Source organism: Corynebacterium kutscheri, from assembly GCF_000980835.1.
GTDB classification, from domain to species: domain Bacteria; phylum Actinomycetota; class Actinomycetes; order Mycobacteriales; family Mycobacteriaceae; genus Corynebacterium; species Corynebacterium kutscheri.
Window position 1 is genome coordinate 17,446 of the sequence record NZ_CP011312.1, and the last position, 23,152, is coordinate 40,597.

Sequence of the window (23,152 nt, forward strand, 5' to 3'; positions counted from 1 at the left end):
AATTTGTTGCTTTGGCAACAATTAATTGTTACTAATATTACAGTTTAATTATTATGCCGCATTGATTGTATTTATGCTACTCAAGTCACTTTTATGGAAAATGAGGGGGTAATTCATAAGGGGTGGAAAATTAGATATGTAGCACTAAGGTGTTTTAAAGTGTGTTGTCTCTCTTAGTTTTATTTTAAATAATTATTATTGTTTTATAATATAACCCATTTTAAGGTGATTTATTGTTGTGATTTTGTAATATAAAAATATGCAAATATAAATATGTATTTTTCTTTTGCCTTAGAACTACAAACATTCATTACTACTCAACGCCATGAATAGAGATCGAGAAACAGTTGGTTAGTAGGATTAAGGGACAAAGTTAATGGCTTTTTTAACATCTCCTTCATCGGAGGATCACCACGAACTAGCAATTTACGGTGTCGAAGAGATACCTACTCCTCGCACGCTAGTTGATATTTTTCACACCACAGTAGCGTTGTATCCAGATGCTCCAGCATTAGTGGGTATGAATGAGACCCTTAACTACCGTGAGTTAGCTCAGCGTATTGACGAAGAAATTTCACGACTTGCCGAACTTGGTATCGGTTTAGGTGATCGGATTGGTATTCGAGTCCCTTCTGGAACAACCGATTTATATATAGCGATTCTTGCCACTATTTGTTCTGGTGCAGCCTATGTTCCCGTCGACTGGGACGACATTGATGAACGTGCTAAGACAGTTTGGGAAGAAGCTCAGGTATGTGCAGTATATGGAAAAGATCTGCAATTAGACATTATTGACGATAGGCGTACAGATCCAGTTGCAATACAGCTTCCTACCACCGAAGATGATGCGTGGATTATTTTTACCTCGGGTTCTACTGGCAAACCCAAAGGTGTAGCTATTACTCACCGGTCAGCAGCTGCGCTTGTTGATGCCGAAGCACGAATGTATCTCGTTGATGCACCCCTTGGCCCAGGGGATAAAGTTATGGCTGGATTATCGGTTGCTTTTGATGCTTCCTGCGAAGAAATGTGGCTGGCCTGGCGTTATGGGGCAGCACTTATTGCAGCACCTCGCGATATTGTTCGTTCTGCTGATGTGTTGGGTAAATGGATTACCGATAATGAGATTACCGCCGTTTCCACCGTTCCTACTTTGGCATCTTTTTGGCCCACAGAATCTCTTTCTGCTGTTCGTTTACTTATTTTCGGCGGTGAGGCACTGCCTAGTGAACTTTCTAATCGTTTGTATGCACCAGGTCGCGAATTATGGAACACCTATGGTCCAACGGAATCAACAGTAATTGCTTCCGGGCAGCTCATGAAGCCTTTAGAAAAAGATGAGCCAGTACGTATTGGTCGTGCTACTCCTGGTTGGCAACTTGTTGTAGTTGATCCGAGCACGAATGAACCAGTGCGCTGGGGTGAAAGCGGTGAGTTGATCGTCGGTGGGGTTGGGTTAGGTAGATATCTTGACCCGGTTAAAGATGCAGAAGTTTATGCTCCCTTGCCATCAATGAATTGGCAGCGTGCTTATCGTACTGGTGATTTGGTGATCGCTGAAAAAGAAGGCCTTATTTTTGCTGGTCGTGCCGATGATCAAATTAAATTCGGTGGTCGTCGTATGGAGCTGGGTGAAATTGACCGAGCATTAAGCACGATCCCAGGTGTTAGTGTTGCTGCAGCAGCAAAACAAAAAACAAATGCTGGTTCCGATGTCATTGTTGGTTATATCGTCGCTGATGGGACTGGCCCACAGGGAAGTGTTGATCTTACGGCTGCTCGCGCGCATCTTAGTACGGTTCTACCAGGTGGTATTGCACCAACGCTGTGCATTATTGATGAGCTACCAAAGAAAACTTCAGGCAAAGTAGACCGTAAAGCACTGCCTTGGCCACTGCCTACTTCAGAGGATTCTGCTGCTGCTCTGGCAGCTCTACCGGATGATCTGAAAATTCTTGCTGGTCAGTGGATGGATCAATTAGGACCAGTGCCGATTAGTCCGGATGCTAATTTTTTTGATCTTGGTGGTTCCTCAGTAGCTATTGCTAAATTGGCAGTGGAATTACGTTCTACACACCCGGCTTTAGATATTGGTGCTTTGTATGACAACCCCACCTTGGCTGAGATGGCTGCTTATCTCTCGACTTTAAGTGAAGATAATGAGCAAAATCCACAACCACAGAAAATACCCTGGTGGTCGGGAATTGTTCAGTTCTTAGTAGTATGCGGAATTTATGTCATTAACGCTGCTCGCTATATTGTTGGTGCCATCTTGGTTGTGTGGGTGTTGCGGGTTATTTTTCACGCTGGTTGGGTACCCCGAATATCAGTTATCCCATGGCTTATCGGCTGGTTTGTGCTATTTTCTACCCCAGGAAAAATTGCTCAAACAGTCATCGCTACTCGTATATTAACTATGCGGATTAAGCCGGGGGAGTATCTTCGAGGTGGCTGGACACATTTACGCATTTGGGCAGCTGAACGCATTTTTATCTATATGCGATTAGATCCTTTGCTGGGTACACCATTTATGCCGATACTATTTAGGTTGTTTGGTTGCAAAGTAGGCAAAAATGCAGAACTAACCGCATTTCCACCGGTTAGTGGCCTAGCTACTATTGGCGATGATGTTTCTTTAGAGCATGAAGTAGATATTAACGGACATTGGATTGAAGGCGATACCTTCTACGTTGGGCGAACCATTATTGGTGATCGAGTACGGGTAGGAACACGTACCTTTATTACCCCTGGAATCACTATTGGCGATGATGCTGAGGTGCTGCCTGGTTCATGTGTTGATAAGAATATTCCAGCAGGTCGACTTTATAGTGGTTCGCCAATAGTTGATCGTGGGGAAGCCGGCCAGGAATGGCCATTGGAAACTCCAGAAGAAGCTGTGGAAATGGGCGCGGTAACCATGTTGTCTTGGTTTAACCATCGGCTGCTTTATGGCTTGGGGCTTATGTGGATGACGCTTCTACCTATGATCGCGGTTATCCCAGCAATTATGGTCGTGTTGCCGAATGTGATTATGCGTCAGCGTTATGAAGAAGTTTTTCCAGTTCTTACCTTGTGGACACCAATATTTGCTGTCATAACCATTGTGACCTGGTTGGTGTTGGTTGTGCTTACCGTGCGAGCATGTGCAGTGTTGATTAAGCCGGGTTATTTTCCGGAACACTCAACAACTGGTTGGGCATTGTGGTTGACTCATAGTTTGCTGCAAAAGACATTGACTTCGACCTACTTTATGTATGCCGGTCTTATTACTCCAGCATTCTTGCGTTTATTGGGCGCACGTGTGGGTAAAGATACTGAAATTTCGACAGTAGAAACTATTCCGCATCTCACCTGGGTAGGAAACCGCTGTTTCTTAGCTGATCACTCGATGTGTGCCGCCTCCAGGCATCGCCGCGGCTGGGTTCATATTGGTACTACGGTGCTTGGCGACGGCTGCTTTGTTGGCAACTCTGGCATTGTTGGTCCCGATCTTGATCTGCCCTCAGATGCTTTGATAGCAGTATTATCTTCAGTACCTGGTAAAACAGGTCGAGGTACTTCATGGATGGGTCGAACTCCGCGTAGCATTCCACGTCAACATGTTGAAGCTGATGCTGGGCATCTTTTAACCCGCCGGAGCATCTTAAAGTAGCACGTCTTATTGTCGAGCTTTTCCGCTTAATTCCAGTAATTACTGCTGCCTATCTTGATCTTTTCATTGTTTGGGTGGGCACAAATGTATATATGCATTATGGTATGGGCAGACACGGTCTAATTGGTGTCATCATGTGGGCATTCCCCATCGTTTTGGTCAGTGGAATTATCGCTAGTGTGATCCCAATAATTCTTAAATGGTTAATTGTTGGTCGTTTTACCGCTGGTCAGCGCACACTATTTTCCACTTTTGTGTGGCGTGGTGAACTTGTTGACAACACTGCTGAGCTATTAGCCGTACCGTCGTTAGTTCGAATGTCATTAGGGTCGCCGCTTTATAACTGGTGGGCGCGGTTAATGGGAACTCGCATTGGTCGCAGCGTATGGTGCGAAACCTGGTGGCTGCCAGAGTTTGACCTGATCAGTATTGAAGATAACGCTACGGTCAACCGGGGCACTGTACTACAAACCCACCTTTTCCATGATCGAGTGATGTCTTTAGAAACCGTTACCTTAGGGCAAGGCTCAACATTGGGGCCAAATAGTTTTATGCTGCCAGGTTCTTCTTTAGGTCAACGCAGCATTATTCGTCCAGGCTCTCTAGTTTTACGCCAGGACTCGATACCACAAGACACCATTTGGTCAGGTAATCCCGTCTCGCATGTGGAAAAAGTAAAACCGACTGACGTTGAGCAGCACGATATGCAACTCGTTCATCCGAAAAGCTAAGGATTTTTGTTATGACCAATTCAGAACAACTAGGTAATAAGACTAGTCCTGCTGATTTAGGGAACCGTCCTACCCCCGGACCTTCAACAGTTCGGCCTATCTGGGACGGTGAAACACATTTTGTACCCAAAATTGAAGTGCCCCAGGTGATAGAACCGGAAGCACCTCAGCCTAAGTGGACAAAAGAACTTGCTTTTGGTTCAAAAATGAATCCGCAGCGGATTACCGGGTTGGATGCGGCACGTGGCTTTGCTCTTTTCGGTATGATTGCTGTGCATATTTTGCCGGCTTATAACCAGTACACCAATAAACCAACGTTGATTTGGCAAGCTTTTGCTGGTCATTCCGCTGGATTATTTGCGGTGCTTGCTGGAGTAACCATTGCGTTGCTTAGTGGGGCTAATAATCCTTATCAAGGACAACGTTTGCGCCGAGCTCGGGCATCATTAATTGTTCGAGCACTGTTAATTTTTGTGATTGGGTTGGGGATTAATCAATTAGCAGTACCGGTATTTAACATTTTGCCTTATTACGGTTTAATGTTTTTGATTGCAGTACCACTTTTGAAACTACGTATCCGCTGGCTGCTAACTCTATCTTTGCTTATTGCTGTTTGTGGTCCGATATTAGTGTTTTTTATTAATAGGTGGGGGCAGTATTCTACCATGTTTAATCCGAATTTTTCTTCCCTTATCTCTTACCCTACCGATACCTTACTTACTCTTTTCCTTGGTGGAACTTATCCAGCAGGAACCTGGATGGCCTATATTTGCCTGGGCATGGCAGTAGGCAGACTTAACTTACGTTGGTTGCTTACTAGCGCTCGTCTTATTGTTGGTGGGGTAGGGCTTGCGCTTGTTGGTTTCGCTACCTCGACCTTCTTGATTGATTTTGCTGGTGGATTCAGGCAATTGTATTACTACACCGATAACTATGAGGTCTCTGACATTTCTGATGTCCTTACCTATGGTCCATCAGGGCATTTGCCTACTGATACCTGGTGGTGGTTACTCATTAATGGCCCCCACACCAATGTTCCATTGGCAATTATTTCTACCGCTGGTCTTGCATTAATTGCAATAGGTTCCTTCCTAGTCATTGCACGTATTTTAAGCGGTTGGATCTTCCCATTGATTGCTGCTGGCTCTATGACTATGACCCTGTATACCTTGCATTTGTTGTGTCTCACAGCATTCTCAGAACAAAATTACTCCGCGCCTATGATGTGGTTCGTCATCCAGGTAGTTTTCGTCTTGATTTTTGCTACCGGTTGGCAAATTGCGGTTGGTCGCGGCCCGATGGAAACCTTTATGGCTCGTAGTTGTAGCCGAGTGGCACGTCTGGTGGTACCAGATCGTCGCAGAGAGGAGGAAAAAGCTATGTCAAAGACTGCTTACTAATTTTTTAATCCTATGGCTGTGTACCCAATTTTTAGTCTGCGGCGAAACTTAGTTTTTGGCCTATTAGCACACTAAACATTGTGTTCCGACGACTACAGAATGAATCATGATGTTTTCACTACAATCCGTGTATACCAAAACCATTGCGCTTGTACTTACTGTGGGCTTAAGTACTAGTCTTGCTGCCTGCGGGCAAGCAGAACCTAACCGTTACCACCCACATTCAAGATCTGATCAAGTACCTGAATTGGTTAAGCGTAATGGGAGTACCACGAGTAGTGATATGAACATGGCAGAAAGTACCACCACTATTGCGCAGCCAGAACCAATAACTATTAATGGTCGGCAAATACAGCCCACAACGCCAGGAGCTAAGTTAAGATTCGGCAAAAAAGCCATTATTGTCACTGAAAACCTAACTGATCGCTTTTTTGCTTGGTCAGTTACGGTCAATAACGGTGCTCGAGTAGAACCAGATGCATTGATGGTGAACGAAACTGAAGATTCAGAATATATTGACCATTATCAGTGCACTACTTATAACATGATTTTTCTTGGTGCCTTCTCGTTTAACGACGATGATTTTCTCATGGTCAGTGGGCCAGAGGATAAAACACATAGTGCTGTACCTGCGCCATCATTTACCTCAGTGACTGCCATGGGTGAGGAAGCTGATATTGTGAGCGGCAATATTAAATCTGTCTGTGGCATTGATGAACATGATCGCATTCCGGCTCTTGAATCCGATCTTCATGTAGGCGTTACCTATCGTGGTGCCCTACTGAGTGTTGTTTATCAAGAGATCACCGAAGAAGAAATGCCGGCAGCGATATATTACGAATACGATGACGAAACTTTGCCTCCAATTCAGTGGCGATAATCGTCGAAACGCTTTTGTATTGCTAGTTGAGAGTTAAAGCAGAAGTGCGACAGATTTTATAATATTTCTTTTATCACTTAACACCCTGCTTAACACTACTGAATCGTTAAATGTGCAGCTAAAAGGGTTTGACTCTACGGTTATGTGTAGGACACACTTTCTGGGTGAACAAACCCTTGTCAGTCGTTAAAGCTGCCACAGCCGTCCTACTATGTTTAGGTTTGGTGTCTTGCTCTGAAACCGGAGGAGCACCTCGTACTACTGCTTCTCATGGTGAACGCACTGGTGGTGTTGATACTCCACGGTTGACGGTTTCTTTTATTACCCACGGTGCTCCGGGAGATACTTTTTGGGATTTGGTGCGCACAGGCGCTGAGGATGCTGCCCAAAAAAACAATATTGAACTGCGTTATTCTAGTGACCCCCAAGCACCTAATCAGGCTAACTTGGTACAGTCTGCCATCGATGCAAAAGTAGATGGCATTGCACTTACTTTGCCCAATGCCCAAGCTATTGGACCAGTGGCTAAAAAAGCTGCCCTAGCAGATATTCCGGTGGTAGCACTCAACGCTGGTATGGATTCCTATCGGGATTACAATATTTCCGCCTTTTTTGGCCAAGAAGAAAAATATGCTGGCAGCCTAGCCGGTAAGAGACTGCAAGAAGATGGAGCTCGGCACGTACTATGCGTTATTCATGAACAAGGCAACTCCTCACAGGAAGCGCGCTGTGCTGGTGTGGCAGAAGGCGCGCATGCTGATGTCGAATTGCTCTATGTTAATGGACAAGATCTTGCCTCAGCGCAGGCTACGATTCAAGCGAAATTGGTTCAGGATCCAAGCATTGATTGGATTATGAGTTTGGTTGCTCCAGTAGCATTACGCGCTAGTGAAGCAGTGAGTAGTTTAGGCAATAATCGTCAGGTGAAAATAGCCACCTTCGATACTAATGCTGAACTTGTCGATGCTATTAATACTGGGGCAGTAGCCTGGGCGGTAGATCAGCAACCATATTTGCAAGGTTATATGGCCGTTGATGCGTTATGGCTAGCTCATCGCAATGGCTCAACCGTTGGTGGTTCACGTCCGGTATATACCGGTCCGAGTTTTATTGATAGCACCAATGTGCAGCTTATTGAACAGGCAGCTAAGGAAGGATTGCGATGAGTGACGATAGATTTGCCCCTAGAAGCACCTGGGCTAAGTTTATCCGTAGACCAGAGCTAGCTAGCCTGCTTGGTGCAGTAGCAATTTTTGCCCTTTTTATGGTGGTTGCGCCCTCTTTCCGCTCTTTTGATGCCTTTGCAACTGTGCTTTATGCTAGCTCAACTATGGGTATCGTGGCCTTAGCGGTAGGCATGCTGATGATCGGTGATGAGTTCGATCTTTCCTCTGGTGTGGCAGTAACTACTGCCGCACTAGCAGCAACAATACTTAACTATAATCTGCACCTAAACTCCTGGGTAGGTGCATTACTTTCTTTAGGAATTGCCCTAGGTATTGGTGCTCTGAATGGGTTCATGGTTACCCGAACTGGTATTGCTAGCTTCCTTATCACTTTGGTTGCCTTTTTAATGTTGCAAGGACTTAACCTTGCTATTACCAAATTTATTACCGGCCAGGTAGCGACCCCTTCTATTGCAGACATGCAAGGTTTCGATTCTGCTCGAGCCTTTTTTGCCGGCAGTATCAATGTTGGCGGGATAAGTATTCGAGTGACGGTAGTGTGGTGGCTACTTTTTGTAGCACTTGCTTCTTGGCTGCTATTTAGAACTCGCTTTGGCAACTGGATTTTTGCAGTTGGTGGTGACCAAGCAGCCGCTCGTGCTGTCGGAGTACCAGTGCGACGAGTAAAAATTATCCTATTTATGTTTGTTGGCTTCGCAGCATGGTTCGTCGGCATGCATACGCTTTTTGCTTTTGATTCAATCCAAGCCGGGCAAGGCGTGGGAAACGAGTTCTTATATATCATTGCCGCAGTCATTGGCGGCTGTGCATTAACCGGTGGCCGTGGTACCGCTATCGGCACAGCAATCGGTGCATTAATTTTCGGTATGACTAACCAGGGAATTGTTTATGCCGGATGGAATCCCGATTGGTTTAAATTCTTCCTAGGAGCCATGCTACTTTTCGCCGTGCTTACCAACACCTCATTCGCCAACTTCACCAAGGGACGCTAAATGGCCATTATTACTCTAGATAACCTCAGTAAATCCTATGGCAGCTTCCAAGCATTACGCGGAATTAACCTTGATGTGCGCGCTGGGGAAGTCACGTGTGTCCTAGGCGATAACGGTGCTGGAAAATCCACCCTCATTAAAGTTCTTGCTGGCTTGCATCCACATACCGATGGCAGATTGCTTATCGACGATATCCCCACGCAATTTAATAACCCACGAGAAGCGCTCGATGCTGGTATCGCAACGGTATACCAAGATCTAGCTGTTGTCGGACAGATGAGTGTGTGGCGCAATTTCTTCCTAGGGCAAGAATTAACCACTCGTTTCGGGACGTTACGCGATCGAGAAATGAAAGCTATTGCCACTGAACAACTTCGTGATATGGGAGTTGAACTACCCGATATTGATGTGGAAGTAGCTAGTCTTTCTGGTGGCCAGCGCCAAGTTGTTGCTATTGCTAGGGCAATTTACTTTGGCGCTCGCGTGATTATTCTCGACGAACCCACCGCTGCGTTAGGTGTGAAACAATCCGGTATGGTTCTGCGCTTTGTTGCCGCTGCGCGTGATCGCGGCATTGGCGTGGTGTTTATTACCCACAACCCACATCATGCCTATTTGGTTGGTGATCACTTCACCATTTTAAATTTAGGTCGACAAATACTTGATGCCGATCGTAGCCAGGTGAGCTTAGAAGAACTCACCCAGCATATGGCCGGTGGCGGTGAATTAGCAGCACTAAGCCATGAACTAGCGCGTTAACCTACATAGTCTTCTACTCGTGGGGGTGTTTTTCCGGCAGGTTCTTCACGCGTTAAGAAATAATATGCAGCCGCACTACCTGCGCCAAGAGCGGCAATAAGGCCAATTGTGGATCCAATAGCTGGGATTTTCTTTTCGCGAGGTTCGTCGATAGGCAATTCCAGCACAGGCATACTTGCGAGATTTTCCCGGATCTTCTTATCCCGGCGACGTGAATAAACCTCATAGGCTTTTCGGGCGAGAATAATGGCTCCGCGTACAGTATTAATGTTCATGAGTTCTCAGCCTAGCGAGGTTTTGTTCTCTGTGCCTAGAATGGAACCCATGAGTTTTAAGACTGCAACTGCAATCATGCACACCAACCATGGTGATATTCGCATCGAGCTTTTTGGTAACCATGCCCCTAAGACGGTAGAAAACTTTGTTACCCTTGCCGATGGTACCGCCAGCTATAGCACCAACAACGCTGCCGGTAACTCCACTGGTCCTTTCTACGACGGTGCTGTTTTCCACCGTGTTATCAATGGATTTATGATCCAAGGCGGTGACCCAACTGGCACCGGCCGTGGCGGCCCAGGCTATACCTTCGCTGACGAGTTCCACCCAGAGCTGCACTTCGATCGCCCATTCTTGTTGGCTATGGCTAATGCCGGCCCAGGTACTAATGGTTCGCAGTTCTTTATTACTGTTGCTCCTACTCCACATCTCAATAATCACCACACCATTTTTGGTGAGGTTACCGATGCAGACTCCCAGGAAGTTGTAGCCAAGATTGCTTCTACCCCAACCGATCGCACCGATCGTCCTATTGATCCGGTTGTTATCGAATCTATCGAGATCGTTGAATAAACTTTTCTCATAGAGTTAGTTCAGCCCGCAGAAAGTAGCATCTAGCTTCTTTTGCGGGCTTTCGCTTTTTTCAGTTAAAGGACACCCTCATGACAGCAGGATATTGGCGTCACTTAATCCGTACAGCCCCTACAACCTGTATTTTCGGTTTTATTATGATCGGGCTGTGGGCAATTACCGCCCTAGAATCTCGCTCGATTTCTGCTAGTTTAAGTGATTCTTCTGTTGGTTCGGCACTGATTCTTTTTGGTCCTGCAGCTACCAGCGGACTGACCGCAATGATGCATGTGTTGGGGTCAATGTTTATTCACGTCAGTATTAGTCACTTAGCAGTGAACTTATTTATGTTAATTATTATCGGTGCCGAGATCGAAAGATTTTTAGGTTCGTATATTTACGCTGCAGTATTTATTATTGGTGGCATCGGAGCAGCGGCTGCTGTAGTGTGGTTCGACTACACCACCCCTACTGCTGGTGCTAGTGGTGCTTTATATGCGCTGATGGCTGTGCTCATTGGCATGGTGAAAGTTACCGGTGGTGATCTACGAGCGCCGATTGTGCTGGTAGCGGCCAATGTTATATTTAGCGTTATTACTCCTGAAGTAAGTCTGTGGGGACATTTAGGTGGTCTTTTTACCGGCTTTGCGATGCTTCCCATTGTTGGAAACTGGCGAGTAAGAAATTCACCACGCCAACAATGGTTGTGGCTATTTGGTGTTACTTGTTGTGTATTGCTAGCAATTTTTGCCCGAGGTTGGCTAATAAGTTAAGCGGGTACAGATAGTGTGGAAAACCTCCTGCTGAACAATAACTAATAATTTGGCTGGTTTTTAGCAGGGGGATAATTTCTCACATACATTCATGTAATTACACGTGTGTTTTAGGGGTGGATGAGCATGGTTTTATCATGTGATAGTGCTTATGTTCACCGTATTTTCCCCACAAAAATACTTAGAAAAAGTTTTCCACAGGGTTTTCCACATTGTGGATAATTACATAGATGTTGTTCGATAGGTACCTAAAATATCCGGGGTGAAACAGCATGCAAGAGTCCAGGAAAACGGCTAAAAATCGAACATTTGCGCAGGTGTGGAATGAGGGGACACGAGTTTTCCACAGGTGTGGATAAACCTGTTTATAACTTTCTTCTCAGCTTTCCCCAGGTGTTTTCCACAGCCTGTGGAAAACACTTTCCCCGAGGGGTAGAAAAGCGATAGACGGGGGTAAAGTAGTGAACGAAAAATAACAAAAATCACCCGACAATGGTGCAAGGTAGGGAACTAGTTTTTAGTTAATCAAAGAGCAATGCATGAAATGACGCACCGTAGACCTTTAGGAAAGGTGCATAAAAGCTCCTGATTGCATGGTTTTTATGGCGGTGGTGGTTTCGTCGCAACGCAAAAAAGCCTGCACCCAATAAAAGAGTGCAGGCTTTTAAAAAGAATGGGGAAGTTAACGCCAACCCATGGTCATAAGCAGACCGACAATAAAGAGGCCAAAGCCAACTAGATAGTTCAATGGGCCGAGTTCGATCATGAGCTTAATATGTTCGCCGGCCAGGTAATTAACCACTAACCAGACCAAACCAGCAAGCATGAGGCCGAACATGATGATCTTGTACCACAATGGGGTACCCGAAGAATTAATTTTTACCGGGGTACGGTTGGCCAAAGAACTTGAACTTGGCACAGAAGGCGTAGACGTGATTTTTGCTTTAGGCATTATGTATTCATCCTTGTAATGGACTTAAAAGTGGTAGGTTTTCATTCTATTGTCCGATAACGGTTAGGTCGAACTCGTACACACGAATCGTTATGGTTGCGTCTTTGCGTACCTTTGCCCCAGAAGCGGGATCTTGTGCACCGATAAGACCACGATCAACCAGCGCGGCAGTTTTGACGGTTTCGCCGGTTACTAGATGACCGTGCCATCCCAGACTCTCCAAGGCGGCTTGAGCAGCGGTGGGATCAAGTCGGGTGATATTGGGCATGGTAATAAGCATGGCATTTGAGACCTGTACCCTGACAGTGGAACCTTCCTTTTTCTGTGCCCCCTCGCTTTCGACGGAAACAACTGTTCCTTCTGGTTCAGAAGAATCAACATATTCGACGATCGGCTCAAAATGCAGTGCAGTTAAATTACCCTGTGCCTGCGACCACTGCATACCGCTAATCACTGGTACCCGTTGGGTTGCCTCACCGGTAGAGACAGTGATCACTACCTTTGATCCGCGCGAGACCTGAGAGCCACCAGAAGGAGTTTGCTCGACAATTTTTCCTTCCTCGATGACATCAGAACTACTTTCTCGTACTTGTGATTCAAGTTCAAGACCAGCATTTTTTAGTACATCGGCAGCTTCGGCAATGGTTTTGCCCGTAAGATCGGGCACCTCAGTGACTTCCCTTCCGGAAGAGACAGTAATAGTTACCGTCGATCCTTTTTGCACTCGCGAACCAGATGCAGGGTTACTACGGACTACCTCGCCACGTTCAATATTTGGGTTGGGTTCATTATTGACCGTTACCTGAAGGCCTAAGTGTTCTAGTTCTGTGACAGCATCACTTTGAGTTTCACCAACAAGATTAGGAAGTGTTACTACTGAACGAGAAAACCCATTTTCTGAGAAGAAATCATAGGAGAAGAAACCAGCAATAACTAAGACCACGACGGCCAATAAAGCTGCAATAGTTTTTAGCGCTCGATTCGATTTTTGCGGCTCACTATCATTGCTGAGTGCACCATTAGCTTCGTACATGGTTGTTGACGGGGCTATTACTTCAGTAGCCGGTGCGATAGCCTGGTTTATGTGCGTAGTACTAGCAGCCTGCTCGCTAGGAAGTACCACATGGTGGCGAGCTGCCTCAGTAACCGCATTACGTTCCAGGCGTTCTAAATCTGCGGCCATTTCTTCTGCACTCTGGTAGCGATCACCAGGGTGCTTCGCCATGGCGGTGAGCACAACAGCATCCACATTAAGCGCTGCAGTTGGAGTTAACCCAGGAATAGATTCACTGGGATGGGCAGGATCATCTTGAACATGCTGGTAGGCAACCGATAGTGGTGATTCACCCTGGAAAGGAGGCTTACCAGTAAGCATTTCATATAAAACACAGCCTAAAGCATAAATATCACTGCGAGCATCAGCAGTCTTACCACGTGCTTGTTCGGGAGAGAGATATTGCGCAGTACCAATAACCGCAGAGGTTTGGGTCATCGCTGAGGTTGCGTCGTCAAGCGCTCGCGCAATACCGAAATCCATGATTTTTACTGCACCAGTGTTGGTAATCATGATATTGGCTGGCTTAATATCGCGGTGAATAATTCCTGCTTGATGGCTTATTGCTAATGCTTGGCACACTGGAATAAGCATGGCAGCAGCTTGATTAGGGCTTAATGCGCCGTCATTACGCACAATGTCGCGTAAGGTGCGTCCAATAACGCGCTCCATCACAATATAAGGCGTTTCGACGCCACCGCGATCGACTTCGCCAGTGTCATAGACGGCAACAATAGCGGGGTGATTAAGCCGGCCAGAGTTAAGGGCTTCTTTTCTAAAGCGTTCGCGCGAGTTGATGTCGCGAGATAGTTCGGCGCGCAGCATTTTAACGGCTACTTCACGGCCGAGAAGTGTGTCTTGCGCTGAGAAGACAACGCTCATGCCGCCAGTACCGATGATCTCGCCAAGTACATAGCGGTTAGCAATTGTTTCCGTCACTGCTGTGCTCCCGGGGAATTGATCTGCGAAATAAGATTGTCGATGGCCGTTGCTAGCGGATCTTCAGTAAGTTCCACTGTGGCGGCCGTGGAGGGATGATCTTCCACACTAGTTTCCGGAGGCGCCGGACTAAAACTGGTAGTGGGAGTCTCTTGCTCCGAAGTCGTTTCCGGAAAAATAGTAGGTGTTTCCGGTTGAACAGTTGTGGTTGGGGTCGGCCGTTGCGCAGTAACAGTAACTGTTTCTGGTGTAGGAGGTGTGATACTCACCGATGGGGTGGTTACCTTGCTTTCCTCAGAGAGCTTTACATATACCCACATTCCGGCACCAAGAAGTAATGCGATAAGAATAGCAACACCAATGCCCACACCGAAGCTACGGGATTGTTTTTCCGGAGGCTGTGCTACCTGACCAAGTGCATGAGTTGAAGCAGTTGGCGAAGGCTGAGGTGCAATGGCGGTGACTGGTACTGCAGTAGGCTGCGGTGGGCGCTTACCTAACCGAGTAGCTGAAATAGCCAGCGCAAATTCATTACCATTGGCATAGCGGTGGCTGGGATCTTTACGTAAAGTAATGCCAATAAGTTCTCGTGCTGGTGCAGAAATACTTGTTGGCAAAGGCGGTGGTGCCTGGTTGATATGGGCAATAGCCACCGAGACCGAGCTATCACCGGTAAAAGGACGGTGTCCAGCAAGGATCTCATAGCCGACTACGCCTAAGGAATAAATATCACTAGCAGCGGTAACGTCATGGCCTTGAGCTTGTTCTGGGGAAACATATTGAGCGGTACCTACTACCATGCCGGTGCGAGTTAACGGAGTTGCTGCAGCAGCTTTGGCAATACCAAAGTCAGTAATTTTTACCTGGCCATTTTGGGTAACTAGTAGATTACCGGGCTTAATATCGCGGTGCACCATGCCCATGCGGTGAATAATTGATAACCCGTGGGCGGCTTGCTCTAGTAAATCAAGAGCGAGTTCTTCCGGTAGCGTCTGCTTACGTTCAAGCATATCGGCTAAGGATTCGCCCCGGACGTACTCCATAACAATAAAGCACATGGTGCGACCGCGATCATCGGTGCTTTCCAAGTAATCATAGGTGCGCACCACATTATCGGAGATAATTTTTTCTGAGGCTAGTGCCTCATTTCTAAACCGAGAGAGAAACTCTTGATTATCAGAAAACTCGGGGCGAAGAACTTTAATAGCTACTTCCCGTCCGGCGCGATTATCGTCGGCAAGCCATACGGTAGACATGCCGCCATTACCGATTACCCACTGCAAGGTGTAATCGGGACCGAGGAGTTGTTGGATATGCTCTTGATTCATTATTTATCCTTGAGCTGCTGCGATAACGGCGCGTCCGATAGGGGCGGCAACTGAGCCACCGGTGGCTGCTTGGCCAGCGTCGCCACCGTTTTTAACGACAACGGCCACGGCAATATCACCAGAGAAAGCGATATACCACGCGTGTGGATTAGAGTTTCGGGAATCTTCGCCGTGTTCGGCGGTGCCGGTTTTAGAGGCAATATTTTGGCCATTATAGCCAAGGGTATGACGCTCGGAAGCGTACATCAGATCGGTAATTGTGGCTGCTACCTCAGGGGTTACGGCTTGGTTGAGCTCGGTGGGGGTAGTTTCTTTCAGAACCGATAAATCGCTGCCGATGATCTTTGACACGATATGTGGTTCCATTCGCTTGCCTTTATTGGCAATGGTGGCGGCAACCACAGCATTGTGCAGCACACTCATGCTCACGTCACGCTGACCAATAGCGGACTGGCCAATAGCGGCATCGTCGGCAAGCTCACCAAGAGTACCTGCAACCATAGGCAAACCTAGATCATAGGTATCACCAATGCCAAAGGCAGTGGCAGTTTCACGTAAAAGTTGCCCACCAGTATCAATACCCATTTCGACGAAAGCGGTATTACAGGAGTACTGGAAAGCCGTGAGCAAAGTAACGGTCTGGGAACCCGCGCAACTTTGACCACCATAGTTTTCTAATGTGGTGGTAGTACCTGGCAGGGTAGTTTCAGCTGCACCAGTTAAAGTTCTTTCCGGAGTGTAACCGGCAGCAAGACCTGCTGCGGTAGTAATGACCTTAAAGGTGGAGCCAGGGGGCAAAGTTTCTTGGGTAGCGTGGTTAAGCAGTGGGTTTCCTGGATTGCTATTTAGTTGTGCCCATGCATCAGCAGCGGTGTTATCATCGCTGATGGCATTAGGATCGAAACTAGGTGTACTTGCCATGGCCAGTACCTCTCCAGTAGAAGCACGCAGAGCAACAACCGCACCCTCATAGCCGGCATTTGCTAGTTGGCTATACGCAGTGTTTTGGACAGCTGGGTTTAGTGTGAGCTCAATATTTTGGGCTGTGGGAGCGTCGTTAAGTATTTGCTTCCACCAGTTAGTTGTTTTTTGCCCATTAAGTACATCGTTATAGCTGGCTTCGATTCCAGCGGTGCCATAAATATTGGATAAATAACCTTCGACCGGCGCATAAGCAATGGGATTTGCAACGTATCGACGCTGGTAAAAACCATTTTCGTCCTGATAACTCTCGGCAAGGATTTCCCCGCCAGCGGCAATATGACCACGCGGAGTAGTGCGCAGTTCAATAATATGACGGCGGTTAAGCGCATTATTTGCGTATTCGTCTTCGCGGAAAGCATGGATAACAGTGATATTAACCAGCAACGCAGTTACTAACAGTAACGCAAAGACAGCAGTGAATCGGATTGAACGGTTCATTATGCCTCCATCGTGCTGGAATTTTTAGTGGAATGAGAGATGCGCAAAATAATGCCCAAGAGAATGTAGTTCGCCATTAACGATGATCCACCCTGAGACATAAACGGTGTAGTTAAACCGGTCATGGGAATAAGCGCAGTAATACCAGCAGTCACCACAAATAGCTGGATAGCTAGGGTCAGCGATAAGCCAGAAGCCACCAGCTTGCCATAAGAATCCTTAGCCAATAACGCGGTGCGCATGCCGCGAGTGATAAAGATGGCAAAAAGAATGAGCACTGCGCTTAACCCGATCAAACCGAGCTCTTCACCAATAGCGGCAAGAATAAAGTCGGAGTGGACAACCGGAATCAGCTCTGGATGCCCAGCACCAAGACCGGTACCACTTAGTCCACCAGAACTCATTGCGAAAAGACTCTGACTCAGCTGATAACCCGTGGTGTCATAATGTGCGATTGGATCCATAAAATTGGTGACACGGGCTTGGATTTTATCGGAGATCTGATATATCGCAGTGCCGCCAATCGCTACCAGAATCGAACCAATGATGAGCCATGATGTTCTTCCGGTAGCTAAGTAGAGCATGCCAAGTACCGTAGAGAACAATAACAAGGCTGGGCCGAAATCATTTTCCCCGGCCATAATGAGAATAGCAATGCCCCACACACCAAGAATTGGGCCTAGATCGCGCAAACGCGGAAACTCTACACCAAGAATCCGGTAACCAGCAGTACTAAACAGAGTGCGTTTATTTACCAATAGCTGAGCAAAGAACAACAGCAACAAAATTTTAGAGAACTCACCTGGCTGTACCGAAAATGGGCCAATGGAAATCCAAATATTTGCATCAGCATTCATTCTGCTTGGCCAGACCAGCGGCAGCGCCAGCAGGATAAGTCCTAAAAGGCCAAGAATATAAGAATAGTGGGTTAGTTTAGCGTAATCGCGCAGGAAGAAAAGCACGAGAATCATAAGCGTGACCGCTACGAGTGACCACATCACCTGTCGGCTAGCAAGATTATTCCCGGATGCTAAATCAAGCCGGTAGATCATAACTAATCCGAGGCCATTCAGTAGTGCCGCAACTGGGAGCATAATTTGATCGGCATGGGGAGCAAGCCAACAAATAGCTAAGTGAGCAATGCCAAATACCCCAATAAAGCCGCCAATCACCCATGCTACTTCAGTGGTGATTTCTTGATCTTGTGCAATATATAGATTAATCAGCGAAAGAGAAATAATGACCGTGGCAGCTAGTAGTAGCCCAAGTTCGCGTTTTCTTGGCATTTAATGTGCCTCCCGACAATTTTCCCCAGGGGTTGCTAGATCATCCGGATCGCTTGTCGACGATTCCCGCACCACACACAAAGGCAACAGCTGCATTGCTAACCGTTGCATCTGCTGGAGTACTTCGTCATATGTGCCTTCCGGAAGCGAAGCAACCTGTGTTCGCGCCGAAGCAGTGATGTCTTGAAGAGTAAAACGGTGGCACGTGTTGGTGGAATCTACGTCGATCATAGTGAGCATGCCCGTTTCATTGAGGCACGCCACCTGATACACCTTTGCTTGCCCAAGCAAACCTTCCTTGGTGCCTTGGTTGATAACTAACTCAGTGTCGTTGTCGGTGGAAATGAAATAGGTGTTATTAACTTGTTTGCGCAGCCAAAAGATGCCACCAAGAATTAGCGCAAGAATCACCAGCACACTAATAATTGCAATAAGCCAGCCGCGCCGGGATTTTTTTCCCGAGACTATTGGGTTGGGTGGGGCAGGGATGCTGGTAGGTTCTGCGTAGCTGGGATAGTCGGCATTCTTGGCGGAAGCAGATGCTGTAGGGGCAGCGATTGGTTCTGCAGAAAGCGCAATTGCGGCTCGTCCAGCGGAAGTATCTGGGCGGGGATCTTCGGGAGTATCACTGCGTAGTGCGCCAACAACATAGCTGGTCGTAGGCAGTGGGCTAGGGTAAGTGTCACTTTCTACTACATCGGCGACAACAACGGTTACATTGTCTGGTCCACCAGAGCGGAGTGCTAGTTCAACCAGGCGTTGAGCAGCGTGCTCTGGGGTTCCTTCGCCGAGGGCTTTTTCGATAGTGCTCGCAGTGACTGGATCAGAAAGACCATCTGAGCACAAAAGAATGCGATCTCCGAGGCGAGCGTCGAAAAGCGTGAGGGTAGGTTCAACATCATGACCAGTGTAGGCCTTAAGAATCAGCGAGCGTCGAGGATGCGTGGAGACATCTTCGGGAGAAAGCTCACCTTTATCGACAAGTGATTGCACATAGGTGTCGTCAATAGTGATTTGGGTGAGCGTTCCTTCACGGAGCAGATAGCCACGCGAATCACCAACATGGCACAAACCAAATTGTGCACCATTAAACATAATGGCGGTCAGGGTGGTGCCCATGCCATCGTTTTCTGGGGATTGGGTAATAGCTGCTGCGATAGCACGGTTAGCATCGTCGGCAACGGAGCCTAACACAGCAAGCATGTCGTTATCGCCAGGATCAGCATCCAGTGGCATGAGCTGGTTAATCATCAGTTGGGAGGCCACTTCACCAGCAGCATGCCCGCCCATTCCGTCGGCAAGCGCAAGTAAATGTGGCCCGGCGTAAGCAGAATCCTCATTATTGCCGCGCACCAGACCACGATCGGAGAGCGCTGCGTAATTTAATATGAGCATTTATGCACCCAGCCTTAGGATTGTGCGACCAATTTTAATGTCCTGGTTGGCAGATATTTTTTCTGGCTGATCAATGCGATATCCATCGACATAGGTGCCATTGCGGGAATCGAGATCCTCAATAAACCATTCATTACCACGCTGGAATAGACGCGCATGGCGGGCGGAAGCGTAGTCATCACCGACGGTAAAAGTACAGTCGGCGGTACGTCCAATGGTCACTTCCGATAGGCCAGAAATAGACAGGTGTGATCCTTGTAGTGGGCCTTCAATAATATGTAGTACCTGCTGATTGCCTTGCGAGCTAGTCCGCGCAGGCAATCGTGGTTCAAGGATCGGTACAAGCTTGCCCTTGCCGCTACTAGTTGCCGCATCTTTGCGCAGAGTATTCAGGGCGAAAAGAATGAAAAGCCATAGAGCAATCAGTAGTGCGATGCGTAGCCCGAGCAGGATTACAGAATCCATGGGGTGTACCTCCTAGCTGGAAAAAACGATGCGCACTTCGATGTGCGAGTGACCAACGGTGATGACATCTCCGTCGGCAAGAAGCCAATTATCAATGGGCGTGTCATTGACCACGGTGCCATTAGTAGATTGCAGATCTACCAAAATAGCATCCTGACCATTCCAGGTGATCTCCGCATGCTGACGCGATACACCGGTATCGGGTAGTCGGAAATCAACCTCATTGGACCGGCCAATAATATTAGAGCCTTCATGGACAAGATAAGTACGTGAAGATCCATCCTGCAAGAGCAAACTCACTGTGCTTTTCGACGTTGCCTGCGGTATGTGCTGCACCATAGTTGGTGGCGCGGGGTCTTCTATCGGTGCACTAGGCGGAGCCGGTGCTACTACCGGCGTAGCAGGTGAGTCATTTTCTGCCTGAGGTTGAGCGTTATTGACCTGGAGATGATTTACTTTTATATAACCGCTGACCTGGGTTGGCTGAGGATCGGTACTGGACTTAGCTTGTAGCTGGCCAGTACGTAGTGAGGAATCCGGTTCAATAGTAACGGTAACGACACCGGGAGTAATCCAGCCTTGGTTTCGATGATAGCGGGTGAGCTGGTCGGCAAAATCCTGGGGCAAGCTGGGATGTTCAGCAACAAGGTGGGCAGCATCTTTTTCGCTGACATAGATATGGAAAACATTGGGTGCCTCCACTGTGTCCTCGTAAGTGCGCACCAGATTATCTTGTGCTTCTTGTTTAAGCAGCTCTTCAAGTTCTGCTGGCACTACTCGGCCGCCAAAAACGAAGGCGAAGCTATTGTCTAGCCCGCGCTGCATGGCGCTATCGAGCTTGGCAATACGACCCATGAGTGACATGGAATGCCTCCTTGATGCTTGGAAAAATACTGCGAATACACACGTTAGGGAAATAGTATAGATCCCCGATAAAGCTCATGTGTAGACGCATGGCCAACTGAGGTGCACGATTTTATCCTATGAACTGGACATTTGCTTGAACTGCAGGTTTATTGGTATTTTTATCAGGTCGCACACATTTTTTACTTTGTGTGACTTTTGCCCAGGTGGCGGAATTGGCAGACGCGCTGGCTTCAGGTGCCAGTGTTCGCAAGGACGTGGGGGTTCAAGTCCCCCCCTGGGCACCAAGAGCGGTTCACAGATCGTAAGAGCCGGAGGTTACAGACTCGAAAGAGGTTATAATCTCCGGTTTTTTGTTTTCGTGGGGGTCGCGGGGTGGACGTCGGGGATCTGCAGATGCGAGTCTCCGATTTGGTTTGGCAAAAGGTGGAGTGAGTATCAGCTTGGCAAATTAGGTAGTTTGTTCCAAGTGGGGGGCAATACAAATTTCCAAGCTATCGATTGCTCTAGACCAGGTAGTCGCTAGCCAGTTCTTTTGCCTTTGAGAGACTGTTCCTATCATTTAATAATTTAAGTAGAGACTCTGTTTCGGTACCAAGTTGTATCAAAACGTGAATAGTTACTACAGCAATTGCTATTTTTGCTGCAGCATGAGCCTGAAATATCTCGACTTTGCGTAAGTTTCCATCATGGGCGATATCATTACGTGCATCTACTAGACTTCCAGCCCATTTCCCTTCGTCAGGAATAAGCAAATCACGAACTTCTGCAGGTAAGCGATGAGAGAGGTCGATGGCGCGCTTGAAGGTTGTCACCTTTTTCTTATCCTGAGGAGATCTGCCCGGGCGTAAGCGTTCAGCTGCTTCGATTGATTCTGGAAGGAGATCCTTGTACTTCTTTCCGAACATGGATTTATGGAATGTCTCGACTAGTGTCTGAGCTAGCATGACAGAGGTTTCTAGGAAATGCGAGTCGTCGTTGGCAAGAAAGCCATTGAGTAAAGATAGTGCTGGATAATGTTGTTCGTAGAATGGGAACCATTTTTCGAAGTAGTAGTTGAAATCGCGATTTTTTTCGCACCCTGAAAGCTTTTCCAAATATTGACCACTTGGTTCTTTTGAAGGAATGGAACCTCGACGGGGTATTAATATTTCAACTGAACTTAGACGATTCTGGTTCCATAGTTCGCATTTAAACGCGAATGGTTTGCATGGCCGATCGAGGCAGATAGAAAGTAGGGTCTCAAGAGCAAATATCTTAGGTTGGAAGCTTTTTAATGAACAAGAATTCTTAATATTGGTGAGCTTTATTGATGCTGATATTCTGCTTCGAGACTCGTATTCAAAGGCTGACCACTTCAAGTCAGGAAGCGTTCCGTAGTAATCGATTGTGATTGCAGTTTCGTCGTCAACTGTTAAGCAGCGCATTGGGCGATCGTAAATTTCAGTTTCAACTTTGCAGAAATGCTCAATGATTCTTGACCCACTCTCATCCCACGTTGTTCCGACTTTTAGCCAGCCACTATCTTCAAGCCAGATATGCAGGAAATCAAACGATATGCTGAGGCTTCTTAAAACTTCGGACTGCATGCTAGGGATGTGTGCGCCGATGATCATTGTTTGTGGATAGTAGGTTGCTTCAGAATATGCCGCTTGGCTTGCGTATTTTTGAGTACTTCCCCCGGTATAGACGTCAAATAATGTAATAAAGCGTCCGTCAGCTTCTCCGTAGACCGCAGGATAGGGAGTTGATATATCGCGTTGTCTAAGAATTACAGTTTTTGTTGAAGGATGGTCGATCTCTTCCCAGGGGTTTCCGAAGCCTTCTGACATGATGGTGAGCTGAAAAACTCCCTCAGGCTCGTAATTCAGTACTCCCCAATGCTTTTGATCGCTTTCAGGTAAATACCACGTACCATGCCATGACCTTGGCTCGGTGTTTCGGATCATATCGTCCTCGATTCGAGATTAAAGAAGTTTGCTTTCAAGTGCAGATTTTTTGTTTCGAAAGTCCAATTTTGGATTTTTGACACCGGATACCAATTTTTACAGTTAAACACTGCCTACAGATATGACCAGATGAGATGTCTGCAGAGTTGGCCCTTATTTTATCTAAGATTATTTAGTAGTTATTTGTACGATTCTGAGCTACTGGGCTTAAAAAAATAATACGAGAATGATCAAGGATAAGAACTGTGCATAAAAGCATTGAGCATAGGCATGAAAAG

The 23,152-nt window shown here is 47.0% G+C and carries 17 protein-coding genes, 1 tRNA gene and 1 pseudogene; 9 read left to right on the forward strand and 10 right to left on the reverse strand.

Annotated elements, in window-relative coordinates:
* The first annotated feature begins 376 nt into the window (after positions 1 to 376).
* The 6 genes and pseudogenes from UL82_RS00090 to UL82_RS00115 all read left to right on the forward strand — a co-directional run bounded on the left by UL82_RS00090 (position 377) and on the right by UL82_RS00115 (position 9,601).
* Positions 377 to 4,383, forward strand: a pseudogene (locus tag UL82_RS00090) (Pls/PosA family non-ribosomal peptide synthetase).
* Between the two features lie 11 nt (positions 4,384 to 4,394).
* Positions 4,395 to 5,783 (forward strand): DUF418 domain-containing protein, encoded by a 1,389-nt coding sequence (locus UL82_RS00095; RefSeq protein WP_046438260.1) that lies wholly within the window; start codon positions 4,395 to 4,397, stop codon positions 5,781 to 5,783.
* Between the two features lie 106 nt (positions 5,784 to 5,889).
* On the forward strand, positions 5,890 to 6,663 hold the full coding sequence (locus UL82_RS00100; RefSeq protein WP_126363916.1) for a hypothetical protein: 774 nt from the start codon (positions 5,890 to 5,892) through the stop codon (positions 6,661 to 6,663).
* A 176-nt stretch (positions 6,664 to 6,839) separates the two neighbouring features.
* Complete coding sequence (locus UL82_RS00105) at positions 6,840 to 7,829, forward strand: substrate-binding domain-containing protein (protein WP_046440982.1); 990 nt, start codon at positions 6,840 to 6,842, stop codon at positions 7,827 to 7,829.
* A complete protein-coding gene (locus UL82_RS00110; RefSeq protein ID WP_046438264.1) occupies positions 7,826 to 8,842 on the forward strand; it encodes an ABC transporter permease in 1,017 nt (338 codons plus the stop codon). Before UL82_RS00105 ends, UL82_RS00110 begins: the two co-directional genes overlap by 4 nt.
* A complete protein-coding gene (locus UL82_RS00115) occupies positions 8,843 to 9,601 on the forward strand; it encodes an ATP-binding cassette domain-containing protein (protein WP_046438267.1) in 759 nt (252 codons plus the stop codon).
* Here the strand turns inward: UL82_RS00115 and UL82_RS00120 are convergent.
* The gene (locus tag UL82_RS00120) at positions 9,598 to 9,876 is read right to left on the reverse strand and encodes a hypothetical protein (protein ID WP_046438269.1); all 279 of its coding nucleotides are present in this window, start codon (positions 9,874 to 9,876) and stop codon (positions 9,598 to 9,600) included. The two genes, UL82_RS00115 and UL82_RS00120, sit on opposite strands and share 4 nt — an antisense overlap.
* 40 nt (positions 9,877 to 9,916) lie before the next feature.
* On the opposite strand from UL82_RS00120, the gene UL82_RS00125 reads away from it, so the two are divergent.
* Together UL82_RS00125 and UL82_RS00130 are read left to right on the forward strand one after the other, a co-directional pair.
* Positions 9,917 to 10,450: a peptidylprolyl isomerase gene (locus UL82_RS00125; RefSeq protein ID WP_395922697.1), complete on the forward strand. Its 534-nt coding sequence runs from the start codon at positions 9,917 to 9,919 to the stop codon at positions 10,448 to 10,450.
* A gap of 89 nt (positions 10,451 to 10,539) precedes the next feature.
* Positions 10,540 to 11,220 carry a rhomboid family intramembrane serine protease gene (locus UL82_RS00130; protein WP_046438273.1) on the forward strand — a complete coding sequence of 227 codons (681 nt, stop codon included), beginning with the start codon at positions 10,540 to 10,542 and terminating at the stop codon, positions 11,218 to 11,220.
* Between the two features lie 682 nt (positions 11,221 to 11,902).
* On the opposite strand, the gene crgA is transcribed toward UL82_RS00130, so the two are convergent.
* Genes crgA through UL82_RS00170 form a run of 8 tightly spaced genes read right to left on the reverse strand, consistent with a single transcriptional unit; the run spans position 11,903 to position 20,925 of the window.
* Positions 11,903 to 12,172, reverse strand: coding sequence for a cell division protein CrgA (gene crgA / locus UL82_RS00135; RefSeq protein ID WP_046438274.1), 270 nt, complete (start codon positions 12,170 to 12,172; stop codon positions 11,903 to 11,905).
* A gap of 46 nt (positions 12,173 to 12,218) precedes the next feature.
* Positions 12,219 to 14,165, reverse strand: a complete 1,947-nt coding sequence (gene pknB, locus UL82_RS00140; protein ID WP_046438275.1) for a Stk1 family PASTA domain-containing Ser/Thr kinase — start codon at positions 14,163 to 14,165, stop codon at positions 12,219 to 12,221.
* Positions 14,162 to 15,493, reverse strand: a complete 1,332-nt coding sequence (locus UL82_RS00145; RefSeq protein WP_052735825.1) for a serine/threonine-protein kinase — start codon at positions 15,491 to 15,493, stop codon at positions 14,162 to 14,164. The genes pknB and UL82_RS00145 overlap by 4 nt, the downstream gene beginning before the upstream one ends.
* A 3-nt stretch (positions 15,494 to 15,496) precedes the next feature.
* On the reverse strand, positions 15,497 to 16,915 hold the full coding sequence (locus tag UL82_RS00150) for a penicillin-binding transpeptidase domain-containing protein (RefSeq protein ID WP_046438276.1): 1,419 nt from the start codon (positions 16,913 to 16,915) through the stop codon (positions 15,497 to 15,499).
* Positions 16,915 to 18,201, reverse strand: a complete 1,287-nt coding sequence (locus UL82_RS00155; RefSeq protein WP_046438277.1) for an FtsW/RodA/SpoVE family cell cycle protein — start codon at positions 18,199 to 18,201, stop codon at positions 16,915 to 16,917. The genes UL82_RS00150 and UL82_RS00155 overlap by 1 nt, the downstream gene beginning before the upstream one ends.
* Entirely contained in the window at positions 18,202 to 19,596 is a 1,395-nt protein-coding gene (locus tag UL82_RS00160) for a PP2C family protein-serine/threonine phosphatase (protein ID WP_046438279.1), read from the reverse strand.
* Positions 19,597 to 20,061 carry an FHA domain-containing protein FhaB/FipA gene (locus tag UL82_RS00165; protein WP_046438281.1) on the reverse strand — a complete coding sequence of 155 codons (465 nt, stop codon included), beginning with the start codon at positions 20,059 to 20,061 and terminating at the stop codon, positions 19,597 to 19,599. It abuts the gene before it with no gap.
* A 12-nt stretch (positions 20,062 to 20,073) separates the two neighbouring features.
* A complete protein-coding gene (locus UL82_RS00170) occupies positions 20,074 to 20,925 on the reverse strand; it encodes a DUF3662 and FHA domain-containing protein (RefSeq protein ID WP_046438283.1) in 852 nt (283 codons plus the stop codon).
* Between the two features lie 200 nt (positions 20,926 to 21,125).
* On the opposite strand from UL82_RS00170, the gene UL82_RS00175 reads away from it, so the two are divergent.
* Positions 21,126 to 21,212: transfer RNA gene (locus tag UL82_RS00175), tRNA-Leu, on the forward strand.
* Positions 21,213 to 21,431: 219 nt separating this feature from the next.
* Here the strand turns inward: UL82_RS00175 and UL82_RS00180 are convergent.
* The gene (locus UL82_RS00180) at positions 21,432 to 22,874 is read right to left on the reverse strand and encodes an ApeA N-terminal domain 1-containing protein (RefSeq protein WP_046438285.1); all 1,443 of its coding nucleotides are present in this window, start codon (positions 22,872 to 22,874) and stop codon (positions 21,432 to 21,434) included.
* Between the last annotated feature and the right edge of the window lie 278 nt (positions 22,875 to 23,152).